Origin of the sequence: Campylobacter sp. BCW_6464 (assembly GCF_001762775.1) — a bacterium.
In the GTDB taxonomy this organism is placed as follows: Bacteria; Campylobacterota; Campylobacteria; order Campylobacterales; family Campylobacteraceae; genus Campylobacter_D; species Campylobacter_D jejuni.
In genome coordinates this window covers 58,318-75,155 of record NZ_MJXM01000078.1, presented here as the reverse complement: position 1 = coordinate 75,155, position 16,838 = coordinate 58,318, and the positions used below count along the sequence as shown (strand labels likewise).

At 29.0% G+C, this 16,838-nt stretch carries 19 protein-coding genes; all 19 read right to left on the bottom strand.

Annotated features, from left to right (window positions below; translation table 11 throughout):
- Positions 1-16 precede the first annotated feature (16 nt).
- The 19 genes from AJ885_RS08445 to AJ885_RS08355 all read right to left on the bottom strand — a co-directional run bounded on the left by AJ885_RS08445 (position 17) and on the right by AJ885_RS08355 (position 16,808).
- Positions 17-658 (bottom strand): HAD family hydrolase, encoded by a 642-nt coding sequence (locus AJ885_RS08445; RefSeq protein ID WP_002862133.1) that lies wholly within the window; start codon positions 656-658, stop codon positions 17-19.
- Positions 658-1,617, bottom strand: coding sequence for a fibronectin-binding outer membrane protein CadF (gene cadF, locus AJ885_RS08440; protein WP_002932315.1), 960 nt, complete (start codon positions 1,615-1,617; stop codon positions 658-660). The genes AJ885_RS08445 and cadF overlap by 1 nt, the downstream gene beginning before the upstream one ends.
- Before the next feature lie 124 nt (positions 1,618-1,741).
- Positions 1,742-2,131 (bottom strand): 30S ribosomal protein S9, encoded by a 390-nt coding sequence (gene rpsI / locus AJ885_RS08435; RefSeq protein WP_002851459.1) that lies wholly within the window; start codon positions 2,129-2,131, stop codon positions 1,742-1,744.
- A gap of 2 nt (positions 2,132-2,133) precedes the next feature.
- Positions 2,134-2,559 (bottom strand): 50S ribosomal protein L13, encoded by a 426-nt coding sequence (gene rplM, locus AJ885_RS08430; protein ID WP_002779321.1) that lies wholly within the window; start codon positions 2,557-2,559, stop codon positions 2,134-2,136.
- Positions 2,560-2,642: 83 nt separating this feature from the next.
- The gene (locus tag AJ885_RS08425) at positions 2,643-5,408 is read right to left on the bottom strand and encodes a RecB-like helicase (RefSeq protein WP_070210365.1); all 2,766 of its coding nucleotides are present in this window, start codon (positions 5,406-5,408) and stop codon (positions 2,643-2,645) included.
- On the bottom strand, positions 5,405-7,771 hold the full coding sequence (locus tag AJ885_RS08420; RefSeq protein WP_070210366.1) for a PD-(D/E)XK nuclease family protein: 2,367 nt from the start codon (positions 7,769-7,771) through the stop codon (positions 5,405-5,407). The genes AJ885_RS08425 and AJ885_RS08420 overlap by 4 nt, the downstream gene beginning before the upstream one ends.
- Positions 7,768-8,289, bottom strand: a complete 522-nt coding sequence (locus AJ885_RS08415) for a FixH family protein (protein ID WP_002862138.1) — start codon at positions 8,287-8,289, stop codon at positions 7,768-7,770. Before AJ885_RS08415 ends, AJ885_RS08420 begins: the two co-directional genes overlap by 4 nt.
- Positions 8,276-8,878 (bottom strand): hypothetical protein, encoded by a 603-nt coding sequence (locus AJ885_RS08410; protein WP_002870878.1) that lies wholly within the window; start codon positions 8,876-8,878, stop codon positions 8,276-8,278. Before AJ885_RS08410 ends, AJ885_RS08415 begins: the two co-directional genes overlap by 14 nt.
- Complete coding sequence (locus AJ885_RS08405) at positions 8,875-8,976, bottom strand: hypothetical protein (RefSeq protein WP_002858872.1); 102 nt, start codon at positions 8,974-8,976, stop codon at positions 8,875-8,877. The genes AJ885_RS08410 and AJ885_RS08405 overlap by 4 nt, the downstream gene beginning before the upstream one ends.
- Positions 8,973-9,194: a DUF4006 family protein gene (locus AJ885_RS08400; RefSeq protein ID WP_072223679.1), complete on the bottom strand. Its 222-nt coding sequence runs from the start codon at positions 9,192-9,194 to the stop codon at positions 8,973-8,975. Before AJ885_RS08400 ends, AJ885_RS08405 begins: the two co-directional genes overlap by 4 nt.
- The gene (locus tag AJ885_RS08395; protein WP_070210367.1) at positions 9,191-10,054 is read right to left on the bottom strand and encodes a cbb3-type cytochrome c oxidase N-terminal domain-containing protein; all 864 of its coding nucleotides are present in this window, start codon (positions 10,052-10,054) and stop codon (positions 9,191-9,193) included. Before AJ885_RS08395 ends, AJ885_RS08400 begins: the two co-directional genes overlap by 4 nt.
- On the bottom strand, positions 10,054-10,317 hold the full coding sequence (locus tag AJ885_RS08390) for a cytochrome c oxidase, cbb3-type, CcoQ subunit (RefSeq protein WP_002851307.1): 264 nt from the start codon (positions 10,315-10,317) through the stop codon (positions 10,054-10,056). Before AJ885_RS08390 ends, AJ885_RS08395 begins: the two co-directional genes overlap by 1 nt.
- Positions 10,318-10,321: 4 nt before the next feature.
- Positions 10,322-10,987 carry a cytochrome-c oxidase, cbb3-type subunit II gene (ccoO, locus tag AJ885_RS08385; protein ID WP_002870875.1) on the bottom strand — a complete coding sequence of 222 codons (666 nt, stop codon included), beginning with the start codon at positions 10,985-10,987 and terminating at the stop codon, positions 10,322-10,324.
- A 12-nt stretch (positions 10,988-10,999) separates the two neighbouring features.
- Positions 11,000-12,466, bottom strand: coding sequence for a cytochrome-c oxidase, cbb3-type subunit I (gene ccoN / locus AJ885_RS08380; protein WP_002880455.1), 1,467 nt, complete (start codon positions 12,464-12,466; stop codon positions 11,000-11,002).
- A gap of 125 nt (positions 12,467-12,591) precedes the next feature.
- Positions 12,592-13,272 carry a butyrate response regulator transcription factor BumR gene (gene bumR / locus AJ885_RS08375; RefSeq protein WP_002862143.1) on the bottom strand — a complete coding sequence of 227 codons (681 nt, stop codon included), beginning with the start codon at positions 13,270-13,272 and terminating at the stop codon, positions 12,592-12,594.
- Positions 13,273-13,274: 2 nt separating this feature from the next.
- The gene (gene bumS / locus AJ885_RS08370) at positions 13,275-14,486 is read right to left on the bottom strand and encodes a butyrate sensor histidiine kinase-like phosphatase BumS (protein WP_002862144.1); all 1,212 of its coding nucleotides are present in this window, start codon (positions 14,484-14,486) and stop codon (positions 13,275-13,277) included.
- The gene (locus AJ885_RS08365) at positions 14,483-15,142 is read right to left on the bottom strand and encodes a sulfite exporter TauE/SafE family protein (RefSeq protein WP_002870873.1); all 660 of its coding nucleotides are present in this window, start codon (positions 15,140-15,142) and stop codon (positions 14,483-14,485) included. Before AJ885_RS08365 ends, bumS begins: the two co-directional genes overlap by 4 nt.
- Positions 15,139-16,257 (bottom strand): glutamine-hydrolyzing carbamoyl-phosphate synthase small subunit, encoded by a 1,119-nt coding sequence (gene carA, locus AJ885_RS08360; RefSeq protein WP_002880457.1) that lies wholly within the window; start codon positions 16,255-16,257, stop codon positions 15,139-15,141. Before carA ends, AJ885_RS08365 begins: the two co-directional genes overlap by 4 nt.
- A complete protein-coding gene (locus AJ885_RS08355) occupies positions 16,257-16,808 on the bottom strand; it encodes a DUF507 family protein (protein ID WP_002851269.1) in 552 nt (183 codons plus the stop codon). The genes carA and AJ885_RS08355 overlap by 1 nt, the downstream gene beginning before the upstream one ends.
- Between the last annotated feature and the right edge of the window lie 30 nt (positions 16,809-16,838).

The window sequence follows — 16,838 nt, the reverse complement described above, 5'->3', positions numbered from 1 at the left end:
TAACGAAAACTTGAAATTAGTTTAATCTAGCTATATAATTAACAGCCTCATATGCATTTAAAAATACCATAGAATGAGCTTTTAATTCATTTTCATTGCCATAGCCACAAGTTAAGGCCAAAGGAGTGATATTAGCAGAAATTGCAGCTTGAATATCTAGTATTGTATCGCCTATCATATAGGCATTTTCTTGAGTTTTATTGAGTCTTTTTAAAGCTAAAATTATAGGTTCAGAACTTGGCTTTGGATTTGTGACATCTTCAAGAGTAATTAAAGTTTTAAAGAATTTTTTAACTCCCAAATAATCAAGTAAAATCGGAGTAAATTTACCTCCTTTTGTTGTAACTATGCCAAGATCTGCAATTTTGCTTCCAAGTTCTAATGCTTCTTTTACTTTAGGCAAAAGAGTGGTTTGTTCTAAATAAATTTGTGCATAAATTTCACGATAAGCTAATACAAATTCTTTACTTAAATTTACTTTATCTGGATAAAGCATTCTAAACATTTGCTCTAAAGGATAACCTATGAGATTTTTGATTTCTTCATTATTTTTAGAAGTTAATCCAAGGGCTTTAAAAGCTCCTTGGAAAGAATTTAAAATAGCATCAGTAGAATCAATTAAAGTGCCATCTAAATCAAATAAAATAGTTTTATTCATTATCTTAAAATAAATTTAGCATCCACTCTTCTATTATCCGCTCTACCTTCTTTAGTGTCATTGCTTGAGCGAGGATTATCTTGACCATAACCTACTGTTTTGATGCGACTTTTTTCTACACCATATTTTTCAAGTTCATTAGCAACACTTTTAGCACGTCTTTCAGAAAGTTTTTGATTATAAGCTCTTGAACCGATATTATCTGTATGTCCTTCAAGAATAGTATCATATCTTTCATTTTCATCTAAAACTTTTGCAATTTCTTTGATTTTTTCTTGAAAGGTTGGATTTATAGTAGTTTTATCAAAACCAAAATGACCTTCCAAAGAAATAGTTTTTTCGCAACCATTTTCATCTAACAAAGCACCTTCTCTTGGTTCAACAGGACATTTTGCTTGTGGAGCTGGACGAGTATCAGCAACTTCTTCCACAGCTTTTTCCTTTTTGCCACCAAAACCAAAACTAATACCTAAAGTTGAAACCCAATTATGGTTTGCATGATTGAAATTAATTTGATCTCTAGTTTCAAGTCTTAAAGCCAAAGAATCACTAAGACGGAATTTTACACCCGCGCCATAATGTCCAAATCCACCGCTTTTATTATCATAAGCAGCATTTGAAAAATCCTCATATCCTCCACCTGCTAAACCATAGAAATAAAATTTCTCACCTACATCAATACCTTTAATAGCACTCAAATAAGTTCTTGTAATATCTGTAGTTTTATTTGTATTTGTATATTTAACATCAGAATAATGCTCTAACCCAAATTCTAATTGATCAAGCCAAAAATCGTCAAAATGATAACCAAGTCTAATCCCTGGTGCATAACGATTATCCATATCTAAATTACCCTCAAAGTAATTATAGTTTAAAGTTGGAGTGATTTCAAATTTTACATTGTTATCAGCACCAAATAAAACACTTGCCAAACCTAAACATAAGAATATTTTTTTCATAGAAAAAACCTTTCATTGTGTTATAAAATAAAAATTTAAATTTCGCAATTATAACATAAATGATAGAAAAAAGGATGAGTTTTATAAAAAATTGTAGAAAGGTGGGAAAATCCCACCAAAAATATTAACGTTTAGAGAATTGTGGGCTTCTTCTTGCTTTGCGGCGTCCATATTTTTTACGCTCAACAGTTCTACTATCTCTAGTAAGAAGTCCTTTAGGTTTTAATAAAGCTCTAAAATCAGCATCCATAGCTGCTAAAGCTCTTGAAATTCCATGTCTTAAAGCTTCAGCTTGAGCACTATAGCCCCCGCCTAAAGTAGTTGCTTTAATATCCATTGAAGTTTCTTGTTTAGTCACAAGTAAAGGTTGAACCACTTTAAGCTTAATCGCCTCGTGTCCACCAAGCCAAGTGTTTAAATCAACACCATTAACACTAATTTTACCACTACCTGGTTTTACCCATACCTTTGCGATAGCAGTTTTTCTCTTACCTGTTGCGTATGTTGTTGCCATGATTATTTTCCTTCTTTAGCAATTTGCGCAGTGTGTGGGTGCTCACTACCCGCATAGATTTTTAATTTTTTAAGCATAGCTCTGCCCAAATTTGTTTTAGGAAGCATACCTCTAACTGCTAATTTATATAATTTTGCAGGATTTTTTTCAAGTAAATCACCAAATTTTTCGCTTTTTACACTTCCAAAATATCCTGAATGTCTATGATAAAGCTTATCTTCTGCTTTATTAGCACCTGTAAATACAGCTTTTGAAGCATTGATGATAATTACATAATCACCACAATCAACATTTGGAGTAAAGCAAGGCTTGTTTTTGCCTCTCAAAATTGTTGCTACTTCAGTTAAAAGACGGCCAAAGCGTTTGCCTTCTGCGTCTAAAACAATCCATTCTCGTTTTACTTCGTTTGGCTTTGTTATCTTTGTCATAATTTTTACCTTTGCCAAAAATTTAAAATGTGATTGTATAAAAAATAATATTAATTTTTACTTAATTTAAGTAAAAATAAAGTTTATATTTCCAAAATTTGAATTTCATTTTCCAAACAATAAACTATAAAAGCACGCACTTTATCTTTTTTTAAAATTTCACTAATGGCAATCTTATAAGTTCTTACTTGCTCTTTATGTTTATCTTGCATAGCAAGACCTGTTTTATAATCAATTATGAAAGCTTCTTCATCTTTTAGAGCAAGCAAGTCTAATTGTTTAATTTCTCCATTAAAACTCAAAGCTTGCTCTTTTAAAAGCTTTCCATCGCTAATTAAATTTTGAAATTGAGTATTTTTCAGCAAAATTTCAATTCTTTTAAAAAGCTTTTCAAAATCACTCTCATCTAAAAAATGCCTAAATTTGCTCTTGCATCTTTGAGTAAGTATTTGAAAATTTTCACTCTTAGGGAGTTTTAAATTTTGCATAAAAAAATGAAAAGCATTTCCAAAATATAGCTCTTTACTATCAAGCTTTTCTTCACTTTGAACTTCTTGTGGGCTAATTTTTTCAAATTTTTGTAAAGCTTGAATACTTTCTTTTTTAACACTTAAAATTTGCTCTTTGCTTTCTAAAAAACCTCTCTCTTGAGAATGTATATTTAAAAATCCCCCCTTAAAATAACTTGGATAATTTCCATTTACACTTTCTTCGTTTCTTTTTATGATAATCAAACTTTCCTTAGCTCTTGTAAAAGCCACATAAAGTTTATTAATATCATCTTCATAATTTGCTCTTGTAATATTTTCTTTAAAAAGGGTATAAATAGGCTCTTTAGTAAGCTCTCGAATTTTATCTTTAATATGGAGCTGCCAACCTTGATTGATATCATATTCAAGCATGATATCTTCATTGTTTGAATTGTTTTTAGATAAACTATCTAGCAAAATCACATGATCAAATTCCAAACCCTTAGATTTATGCACACTCATAATACTAATACCCATATTTTGTTCGCTTACTATTTTCAAAGTACAAGGCTCAAATAAAAGCTTTAAAAAATTTTCCTTAGTTTTAGCATATTCGATAAATTGCATTAAAGCGATATCATTTAAATCAAGTTTTAATTCTTTTATTAAAAAAAGTATATTTTCCATAGCATTTTTTGAAAAATCAAGGGTGATTTTTCTCGGCTCAAAACCTAAAAGTTCTTTTAAAAATACCAAGTAAAACTCATCACCAAAAATACAATATTTAGCATATTCCAAAACAAGTCTTACGCTTGCTTTATTTTCAAGTAAAACATTGCTTTGAGTAAACGCAGGAATTTTTTGCTCTCTTAAAAAATCCAAAACCATATCTGCATCGCTATTTTTCCAACACAAAATACAAATATCATCATAAGAAATATTTTTAGATCTTAAAAAATTAATTTGCTCAAATAAAGTTTCTAAAGTCTTTTCCTTGATTTCTTGGGCTTGGTTTTTAACCTTTTGTTCTTTAGATTCCACAATACGCACAAAACCACCTTTTTTACTTTCTAAGGCAAATTGCTCTTTATAATCTTTGATTTTTTCTTTAAAAGTTTCATTAACAAAATCAACCAAAAGCTCTTTAGAACGATAATTAGTATTTAAACTATCACTTTTAATTTGACTAAATTCTTGTTTTAACAAATCAAATAATTCTTTTTTTCCTTTACGAAAGCGATAAATACTTTGTTTTTTATCTCCTACGTAAAAAAAAGTGCGATTTTTCTTAACTCCTTCTCCTGAAACAAGCTCAGCGATCAAAGGGCGTAAAATTTGATATTGAATCACGCTTGTATCTTGAAATTCATCAATAAGCAAATGCGAAATAAAACCATCTAAACGAAAATAAATCATATCCTTAAATTCACTGGTTATTAGCTCATAAACTTTTTTACTCACATCTTGGAAATTTAAGGTATTTTTATCTTTATGAAATATATTTTTAGCTTCACTATAATGATTTAAAAGATTCATTAAATTAGCAATTTTATAATTTTCAAGCTCTATAGCATAAGTATTTAAAGCATTTATAAGCTCCATTCTTTTTGTACTAAAATGCAAGTTAGTGCTTTCTAAATCTTGTAAATATTTTGTACTTTCAAATTTTGTCATAAAGCTTGATTGTATAAACACGGATAAATCTAAAACTTCGCTTTTAAAATTGTCACACAAATTTTTATAATTTTTTACATGAGTAAGACCCAAACAATAACTTCTTAACTCACTATAGGCTTTATTGATATAAGCTTTAGATGGATTTGGAATTTTAGGAAGATTTTGAAAATAAGCATTCTCATAAAATTTTTCAAGCTCGTTAAAAAAATTTTCTTTCTCATCAACTAAATTAATATAATAAGCCAAATCTTTTAATTCATCTTTTTTAAGAAGTTTTAAAAAAATCTCTCTTACATCAAGCTTCTCTTCACTCATTGTAAAATCACTACTTAAGCCCAAATTTAAAGCAAAAACACGCAAAATTTTTCCGAAAAAAGCATCAAAAGTGCTGATTTTTAACTCTGTTCTTAAAAATTCTTCTTTTTTAGCATCTCTTAAAGAAATAAGCTCTTCTTTATCTTTACCTAAAAGCTTGCAAAGTTCATTGCATTCACTGGTTTTATTTTCTTTTTCTAAGTTTAAAAAAGTCTCAATAATTCTTTTTTGCATTTCATTAGCAGCTTTTTTGGTAAAAGTCAAAGCTAAAATTTCATTAATCCTAACTCCTTTTAAAATAAGTGCTACAAAACGCACACTCAGGGCAAAGGTTTTTCCGCTTCCCGCACTCGCTTCTAATGCCAAAAAAGGCTCAAATTGACTCATTTTAATTCCTTTTTATAAATGAGTTTATAAGGACAATACTCATCTTGTTCATTTTCAAACTCTATTTCTTCCTTGCTCATAAGAACCAAATCTTTAAGTCTTTCTCTCAGCTCATCTAAACTTTTAGCTTTTTGGTGCAATATTTGCATACTATTTAAATCATAAAAACCTACGCTTGCATTTTCATCATATAAGGCTTGGTAAAAAGCAAGTTGATAAGAATTACTTGGTACTTTTCCACTTTTATAATCAATGATCAAATTACCTTCTTTTGAACTATCGATACGATCTATAGTGCCCTTAAGTTTTATACTATCTGCTCCAAGCTTTAAAATATTGTTTAACTCAAGCTCTGTATGTGCGACATAAAAGCCTTTTGAAAAATGCTCTTTTTCGTTTTTAGCAAATTGTATAAATTTTAATTTAAATACTTCAAGATCAAGTTCACTGATATTGTATTTTTGATATTCTTTATCCAATAAATTTGTAAAAACTTTTATATCAAAATCATTATTTGCATAATTTTTATAATAAATTTCAAGCATTTTATGGATGAAATTTCCTTGATTTTTCGCTTTGCTTTCCTCGCTTAAAACCCTAGGTTCTGCTAAATTTAAAATATAACGATAATAATAAGTTCTTTTTTGATTTTCCAATAAATTAAAACGACTAAAAGAAAGTGGAAACTCGAAAGGATTATGCCTTAAAATAGGAGCTTTTATAGGAGTTAGATTAGGTTTTATACCTTCATAGTCTAATTTTAAAGCATTAAGATAAGCTTTTTGGTGGATATGAGTTTCATAAAAAAAGTCAAAATCAAGTTCATCTAAAAAACGTGATTTGCTTTTTTCTTCATTTTCCACAAAGCAAATACTTACTTCTAAAGCATTCTTCATCAAGCTTTCATAATAAAATCTTTGTAAATTTTCTCTTCTATCATAGCTAATCAATCCTGCTTTTTTACGCACTTCATTGTTTAAAAAAAGTTCATTAACACTTCTTTTGGGAATAAATTCTTCATTAAAATCAACCAAAATCACCCCATCAAAACAAAGCCCACGACTTTCTAAAAGTCCCATTACCGTAACCTTACCTCCACCTACATCACTAAGGGAAAGTTGTGAAATTTGCATGAAAAAAAGATGGATCAACTCTTTAAGAGTTAAAGACTGATTTTTTAATAAATCTTTAATAAAATAAAGTTCTTTTCGTATCAAATAAATAAGTTCTTGCTTTTCATTTTCTAAAAATAAAGCAAGTAATTTTTCAAAATATTCAAAATCACATTTCTCATCAAAATACTTTTTAAACTCTATAAAATCAAGCTTTAAAGAATGTAAAAGTGTATTGTGATAATCAAAAATCATCTGCGTGTCTTCAAAATAATCCTCTTGATTTTTATAAACAAAAGAAGCACTACTAGCACTTTCATAAAGTGCTTGAAATTTTTGATAAAATAAACTTTCTTTAATACTAATCCCACTTGCAAAATTAAGCATATTGTCTTTATCAAAAAGTCTTAAAAACTCACAAAAACTTTCATCTGGAGTTATAACTACAATATTTTCAGACTCTAAACCTTTGCGTACAAAATGTGAAATTTCATCCATAACAAAAGCGCATTGTAAAGCCCTTAATTCAAAAGATTTGAGTTTAATTTTTGAATTTTTTGTTTTAAAAATTTCTTCTTTTAAAATCTCTTGTTTTGAAAGATTGATTTCATAATGAGTGTTTATTTTTAAATCAAATATTTTTAAAAAATCAAGTTTTGAAAGATATTCAAGATTAAATTTACTTGTTTTAAAACTTAAAACCACTTCTTTAATCTGAGAAATTTCACTTAATAAATTTTCTTCAAATTTACTCAAAAAACCTTGCAAATCATAAACTATAGCTTCATACTCATCTAAAAAATCTTTATTAAGAGTGTAATTTTTAGGTAAAGAAAGATCATCATAAAAAGAATTTTTTTCAAGTAAAGCAAGATAATTTTTATATACCTCATCTAAAATTTCTAAATGTTCATTATAGGTGGCATAATAATCATTGTTTTTAAGATCTTCTATGCTTTTTTTTTCTAAACTAAGTTCTTTAAAAAAAGAAAAAAGATATTCGTTATTTTTCAAAAAAGCAAAAAATTCTACCGAAATTCCTAGTTTTTTTTCTAAATCCTTACTTTTTAGACAAGCTTCTTGCATTAAAAGCAAACTTTCATAAGAACTTGCCTTATGAAAATTACTCAAACAAACTTTATCTAAAAATTCACCTATATGAATAGCACTATCTAATAAGGCATTTTGCTGTTTTTTGTGGTTATAATACTCTCTAATTTGTCTTGAAGAACTAAAAATTCTTAATTTCATTGAGCATTTAATTCGTAGCTAAAAAAACCCACTGTTTCTTGATTTGCATAAAACTTTAGCTTAAGCTCCCATCTACCTTTATCTAGTTTAGGTAAAGCGATACTTAAAATTCCATTTTTAACTTGTCCTTCTAACTTTTGATCAAAATTTTTAGTGAATGGTCTTGTAAGAAGAACTTGAACTTTTAAATCATCAGAATTTATATTTTGTAATGCAGAAATTTTAAAATTTGCAACATAGGAATTTTGATCCACTTCATAACTAGGAATTTTTCTTTTACCTATAAAAGTGATTTTATCATTTTGAAAATTTACTTTAAAAAATTTATCAAAATTTACTTGTTGTTTTTGTATTTGATTGTAATTATTTTCAACATTTTGATAAGAGTCAAAATAAAAATCATCCTCATATACAGGATGGTGACTTGCTATAAAAATCGTTACAATACAAGCAATAATTATAGCCAAAAGTGAAAGCAAAATACCATAAGGCCAAAAACTTCTTTTAGTTTCTAACATTTTTTTTCCTCTTTATTCTTCTTTGTGCATAGTATAACAATGCAAAGCAAATAAATCCATAGATAAGTATTCTTAAGATATTGATAGTATCACGATTTGCATTACCTATAGAATGTTCTAATTGTAATCCCAAGGATTTTGCCACACGATCTACAATATCTGCATAACCATTAAGTATAGCAGCATTATAAATATCACCTTTATTTGTAGCTAATATCGGCAAAATAGATCCTGTTCCAGGATAAGGACTAAGCACAGATTCTTTATCAATCAAAGCTAAAGCACCTTTTGAGCCCACTATATCAACTTTGTGAGAATTTTTTGACAAAAGAAGCAATATATAAGATTGAGGAAGTTCTTTTTGTTTATTTAATAAAGTTTCAATTTCAGTTTCATCACCAACCATAACGCCGATAAAAATATTACTTTTTTGGTAAAGCTCTTTTCCTATAAGATTAATTTCATTACTTACTTTTTGACTTAAAATATTTTCATTAAAAAGTACAGCATCAAGAGCAAAAACCCTAGAAGGCAATAAAACAAAGAAAAAGATGGCTAAAAAAAAGCCATCTTGTAATATTTTTTTCATCCTATATGAAGATGATTTACAGTTAAAACCGACCAAGCGGTAATTGCAGCAGCAACAACTAAACCAATAACAATTAAATATTCCAAAGCCTTACTCATTGTGCTTCCTTTATACTTCTATGATCTTGTTCTTTTGAACCAAACATCTTTACACTTTGTGCATCTTTAAGACTATATGGCTTTTGCATCACTTCTTGCTGAGCTTTAAGACCCCAAATAGTTAAAACTACTAAGATAGCAAGTAATAAAACCGTAGCAATTAACATACCTGTAACACCTGAAAGAGAAAACACGCATCTATTATTATTTTCCATCATTCACCCCTTGAAAGAGAAATTACATACTCGCCAACAGCTTCTTTTTGAATATCATTAAGTGTTGGAAAACTCGGCATTGTTCCTATAAAACCAGCCTTACCACTATGTAAAACATCTACTACAAAAGCTGCAGAACCGTATTTTGTAAGATCTGGGAACATTCCATCTTGACCTTTTCCATCTTCTCCATGGCATGCTGCACAAGTTGCATAAGCTTCTTTACCTTTTGCTACTAAATTTTCATTTGCAGTTTTCTTAATAGCTGAAAGATCTTTTGCTACATAAGCAGCAATAGCAGGAATATCTTCTTCTGCCACACCTAAATCAGCAGCACCAAGCATTTCTCCACCTGGAAAATTCATACCTTTTGAACCATGTTTAATTACATTGATTATACCTTCTTCACTACCCCAAATATTTAAATTTTGAGCTTTACCATTGATACCATCGCCTGTAATTCCATGACAAGCTGAACACTGAACTAAAAAGATATTTTGACCCATTGCTATTTTATCTTCAGGAGATAAATTTTTAAATTTTTCTTCAAATTTTGTATTATGAGTTACTACTTCTTCATTGTATTGACCTATACTTGAAAAAGAATTTAAAGGATATCCCCATAGAAAATACCAAATAGCCCAAACAATAGTCAGGAAAAATACCACAGCCCAACCAGTAGGAACAGCATTTTTATACTCTCCTATTCCATCCCAACTATGTTCACTAAGCTCTGACTCGCCTTTTTTTTCTTTCATCTGCTTAAACATTCTACTCACAATAACTAGTGTGATTAAAATGATAAGAATAGCTCCAATTAAAGATAAGAGATTAACATTATCTTCTAAATTTAACCATTGCATTAAGCACTCCTTTTACTTTCTAATACACTATCATCAATATCATCTTTTAAGGCAAGGTTTGCATAATTTTCATAATTTCTCTCGCCTTTTTTTTCTGTTCTATATAAATGATACCAATACGCATATAATACTATTGACAAAAACATAACGAGTGCAAAAAAACCATAACCTTGGAAAATCTCCCACTCATGTTTTTGGACTGTTGCTAAATCAAATGTGATTAAATTTTTAATCACATCAAAAACTATTGATAAATGTTCCATCATTTTACTTTAAGCTATTTAAATAAGCGATCAAAGCAACTATTTCTTTGATTTCACCTTTAGCAAAAGCATCTTTTACTTCTTGATTTTTCATTTGATCAACTATAGCCTGAGCTTCAGCTTTTACTTCAGCTTGTGCATCCTCCCAAGAACCAAGTTTTGTTCCATTTTCTGTATCATAAGGAACATTGAAAACTTTTTTCACAGTTAAAGCCTCAGCATAAGCAGTTTCAATATCTGCATTATTTTTAAACATATGCTTATATGAAGGCATAATAGAATCTGGAACAACAGAAGTAGGATCCCACATATGATTTTCATGCCAATCAACTGTTCTATAATTTCCTACACGAGCAAGATCAGGTCCTGTTCTTTTTGAGCCCCAAAGAAAAGGTCTATCATAAGCAAATTCACCACTTACAGAATACATACCATAACGATCTGTTTCTGATTTAAATGGACGAATAAGCTGTGAATGACAAGCATTACAACTATCTTTAATATATACTGCACGCCCTGCAAGTTGTAAAACTGTATAAGGTTTTTTACCTTCAATTGGTCTTGCATTTTCTGCAAAATTTGGTAAAACTTCAACTATGCCTGCATAAGCAATCACTACAAAAACAGCTACAGCAAAAAAGAATGGATTTTTTTCTAACCAACTAAACATATTTTCTCCTTTTTATGCTGCCATAGGCGAAGCGCTTTTTGGTTCTTTATCAAGCACTCTTCCACAAGCAATTGTTTTGTAAATATTATAAGTAAACATAAAGAAACCGATAAGATACAACAATCCACCAATCGCTCTAATCCAATAATAAGGAACAATAGCCACAACAGTATCAATAAAGCTATAAAGCAAGTTACCATACTCATCTGTCGCTCTCCACATCATACCTTGAGTAATACCCGCAATCCACATTGAAGCAAAATAAAGAACTATACCTGTGGTTTGGATCCAAAATTGAGCTTCCATTAAAGATTTGCTATAAAGCTCTCTTTTGAAAACTCTAGGAGTCATATGATAAAGCGCAGCCATAGTCATAAATCCTACCCAACCTAATGTTCCATCATGAACATGTCCTGGAATCCAATCTGTAAAGTGTGCTAAAGCATTAACAGACTTAATTGAAAGAATTGGCCCTTCAAGTGTTGAGAACATATAGAAAGTTGATGCCAAAATCATAAATTTAATCAATGGACTCTCGCGAAGCTGGCTCCACTCACCTTTCATAGTAAGTAAGATATTAATCGCTGAACCCCAAGAAGGTAAAATCAATACTATAGAGAAAACCGAACCCATAGTTTGCATCCAATCAGGTACAGTTGAATAAATCAAATGGTGACCACCTGCCCAAAGATAAACAAACATTAAGCCCCAAAATGCAAATAAAGAGAGTTTATAAGAGAAAATCGGCTGACCACTTTCTTTTGGCAAGAAGTAATAAATTTGAGCAATAATACCCACAGTAAATACAAATGCCACAGCATTATGTCCATACCACCATTGTACTAAAGCATCATTTGTTCCTGCATACATTGATACACTATGCCACCATTTACCCATTCCAGTAACAAAATAAGTTGGTACTTCCATGTTGTTAAAAAGATAAAGCATAGCTATACCTAAAAATGTAGCTATATAATACCATAAAGAAATATAAAGAGTTTTTTCACGGCGAATTCCAATAAGTCCAAAAATACTTACACCCCATAAAACCCAAACAAGAACAACAAGAATATCTAAAGGCCACTCAAGCTCTGCATATTCTTTAGATGTAGTCACACCCATAAACAAAGATATAACAGCTAAAACCATAGTAAGCACATAAAGCCAAAAATGAAGCTTACCAACAGCCATTAAAAATCTTGACTCAGCCATACTTACCTTAAGAACACGCTGACCTATATAATACCAAGTTGCCCAAATCCCTGAAAGCATAAAACCAAAAATCACACCTGAAGTATGAAGTGGTCTAAGTCTTGAAAAAGTAGCATATTCTCCTGCTAAATAATTTAAGTTAGGATATGCCATTTGAAAAGCTATAAGAGTTCCTATAGCCATACCAACAATGCCAAACAATACGGTTGTAAACATAAAATATCTTGCAACCGTATAGTCGTAATTTAATACATTACCTGGATGCATCGACTTTCTCCTTAAAATTTTTGATAATAAGAGAATATTATAGAATATTAATTATACATTTTTTCTTAAAAATGATAATTTTGTTAATCATTTGTTATGCTTTATATTTTAAGGCTAAATCAGTCTTATTTATTGATATTTATCTTATAACCTAAACTTGGCACATTTTTTATAAAATCTTCACCCACTTTATCTCTTACTCTTTTAATAAAAGTTCTAACAGCAGTATCACTCACATGTTCACCTATCCAAACATTTTTCTTTATATCTTCATGCAAAACCAAAGCCCCAGGTTGCTTTAAAAGCAAAGAAATAAAAGCTAATTCTTTTTTAGTTAAAACAATTTCTTCACCATTGTAAATCAAAGTTCTTTTAGTTTTGTTAAATTGATATTCTTCAGAAATTTTTACAAGCATATTTGCTTCAATTTTTTCGCCTATTAGATAATCTAAAACTTTAAACAACTCTTCTATATCAACAGGTTTGATCAAATATTTATCTATACCAATATCAATAGAACGCAAAAGTCTCTCTTTCTCTGAATACGCACTAAGAACAACAATTGGGACATCATCTGAAATTTCCTTAATCTCTCTTGCCATATCAAGCCCATCCATAATAGGCATAGCAATATCTGTGATAACTAAATCCGGCTTAAATTTTTTAAATTTTTTAAGCCCCTCATCTCCATTTTGAGCTCCGATTACTTTACTAAAGCGTTCGCTTAATACATTAATCAATGATTCTCTAGTCTTAATTTCATCTTCAACTACTAATATTATCAATTCTTTACATTCTTGTGACATTTCTACTCTACCCTCTCTTTTAGTTTTAAAAATACCTCAAAACAAGCCCCATCTTTTCCATTCTTAACTTTTATTTTTCCTTGGAAACTTTCAATAATTTGTCTACTTATATAAAGTCCTACTCCTATACCCTGACTGGGATGTTTTGTTGTAAAATAAGGTTGAAAAATTTTATCTAAATTTTCTTTATCAATCCCACCAGCATTATCTTTTATTGTAATTTTCAGATAGTTTTTTCCAAATTTTGAAAAATTTATTGTTATGATTTTCCTTTTTTTGTTTTTAAATGCCTCTATTGAATTTAAAATCAAATTAAGAAAAACTCTTATTAAACCATTCTCATACGCCAAAACTTCATAATCACTTTTCGAAACAATATTAATATTTACATGATTTTTTTCTATAGTTTCAAAAGCAATTTCTAAGGCTTTATTTAAAGTCTCTTTTATAAATACACACTGCTCTACTCCTTTGTTAAACAAAGTTCTAAACACATCAATTGTTTCTGACATATTTTTAATCATATCTTTTGATTGTGAATAAATTTCAGCAAATCCTTTTTCATCTTTAAGATTTTGCTTCATTTGAAACATGGCAATACCAAGCTCATTTAACGGTTGTCTCCATTGATGTGCTATATCACTAATCATTTGTTCTAATGAAGATTTCAAAATCTCTTCATATGCTATTTTAATATCTTTTTCATTTTTTTCCAAGGCAATTTTCATTTTTTTCTCAAATTTTTTACCTAACTGTATAAATTCTTGTTGGTGATTTTTAACTGTATTTTCAAGATTAATACTTAATTCTCTTAATTTAGCGTGATTTAGAGCAAGCTCTTCATTAAGCTTAAAAGAATTACTGACATCATGAGAAAGCGCTACTATTTCTATTAATTCATTATTTTTATCCAATATGGGGATTAACAAAGTTTCAAGATAGAAGGTTTTGCCTAATTTATCAATATTTTTAAAAATAACCTGATAAGGCTTTTTATATGAAAGATCTTTTAAAAGCTTCTCAACATAACATTCATCAACATCTGGATGTTTAAATATTGAATGTTTTTTTCCTATAAGCTCTTTTTTGCTATATCCACTTATTTGACAAAGCTTATCACTGACAAAAATTAAATTTCCTTGCACATCAGCTCTTGAAAAAATTGTATTTTTTTCCAGAGCTTTAAAAAACTGATCTTTAAAAAAATCTTTCATTGAAAAGCCTTAAAACCTATATAGGCAAGATTTATACCGTAACAAACAATAATGCCATACGATAAATAATTAAACAAATTTTTCAAAAAATCACTAAAAAATTGTGAAATTTTAGAAAAAAATAACATCGCAGGTAAAGTTGATATTCCAAAAATCATCATTACCAAAATACCTTCAAAAATATTTTGCTTACTTATTGCATTGGCTATAAAAAAATACACCAATCCACAAGGAACAAAACCATTTGAAAATCCTAAAAATATAGCTGATTTTAATCCTTTAAAATTTTTAGATTTTTTAATAATTTTCTTTACAAAACTATCAAAAAAAACATTATTTTCAATAAAAGATAACATATTGCCTCTAAAAATAAGAGCAAAACCCAAAATCATCATAAATATACCAAGAATAAAAAATGACAAACTTTGAACCTTAGCATTGATTGCCAAGATATTCCCAAAAGTCCCAAAAATTATCCCTAAAACAATATAAGCAAAAATTCTAAACAAATGATAAATAAAAGTTAATAAAAATAAATTATTGCTTTTTGAATTTAAATTTATAAAAAGTAAATTAAAACCACCACACATAGAATAGCAGTGTCCAAAACTAGATAAAAAAGCAACGCTGATAATAGCTAAAAAATCTATACTCACATCAAATTCATAAATTCTTTAAAAATGTACTTACTTTCATGAGGACCTGAAGAACTTTCCGGGTGATGTTGCACTGAAATAATAGGATAGTCTTTATATCTTACTCCTTCAACATTATCGCCAAATAAATTTCTATGAGTGATATGAGCCACTTGAGCTAATTCTTCTGGAACATTATAATTATGATTTTGTGCGGTAATTTCTACCGTTTTTGTATCAAGATTGATCACAGGATGATTTGCTCCATGTTGTCCAAATTTCATTTTATAAGTTTCATATCCAAAAGCATTGCTTAAAAGCTGGTGACCTAAGCAAATTCCAAGCATAGGAATTTTAGCTTCTGCAAGTTTTTTAATCTCTGCAATCTCTTGTTTTAAAATTCTTGGCTCACCTGGACCATTAGAAAGAAACACACCTTGAATTTCACCTTTTTTATACAGAGCAATCAACTCATTTGCTTTAATATTATATGGATAAACTTCTACTTCAAAACCTACTTCTACGAGTTCATTTAAGATATTTGTTTTAACACCATAGTCTATAACAGCAACTTTTTTCTCGCCTCTTTTAGCGTCATTAAATTTTTGAAAACTAGCATTCCAAACGCCTTGTTTGTGAGAATAATTTTTCTTAGTGCTAACTTCTTTTACAAAATTTACTTCATCAATTTTTGCTGATTTTTCTAAGGCGATTTTTAAATCTTCTTTATTTGAAATTTCAGTTGAAATTACAGCTCTTAAATTGCCATTATTTCTTATCATTTTTACTAGATATCTCGTATCAAGTTCATAAATTCCTATTTTTCCATGTTTTTCAAGATAATCTTGCAGACTTTCTTTGGCGCGAAAATTTGAAAAACTGGAACTTAATTCACGCATTAAAACACCACTTGCAAAAATTTCCTTACTTTCATTATCATTTTCATTGGTTCCTACTATACCAATTTCTGGCATAGAAAATACGATAAATTGCCCTGCATAAGAAGGATCTGAAATAATTTCTTGATACCCTGTTAAAGAAGTGTTAAATACAAGCTCTCCAAAAAAAGTACCGCTCTTTCCAAAAGCCTTAGCACTTAAAAAAATATCATTTTCTAAATAAATATAAGCCTTCATTAAAACATACCTTTTTTTCTAAGCTCTTCTTGATAGAGTTTTTCAAAGATAAGATCGTATTCTTCGCTACCTGGAATAGGTTTTGTTTTATAATTGCTAATTTTCTCATAAACCTCATCTTCAAGTTTTTCATAAATTTTAAGATAAGACTCTATGCTTGAAAAGATTAAATTTTTAACTCTATTTTCACTCACTATAAAATTAATATAATCATTCTCTACAAGTTCTTCTAAAATTTGATGCGCTAGATGATTATGTCTATCTTCAGAATCTAAAATCACATTAAATTCAGGAGCTAACTTTTTCTTCACAAGCCAAAACATATTTTTACGATCTACTTGCATAAGCTCCATTTCATCTTCTTGTTGCTCTAAAAGCTCTTTGACTCTTTCATCTAATTTTCTTTCATTTAGAATATCTTTCTCTAAAACTTCTATTATACATACCTTAAGCTTTTCTAACTGATCTTTAATTTCTACAAAAGAAGAATTAGCTATATCTAACATCATTTTATTTGCGATATAAGGAATATGTGGTAATTTTATACGCATCTTAAAAACCTTTTATTTAATAATGTTTAA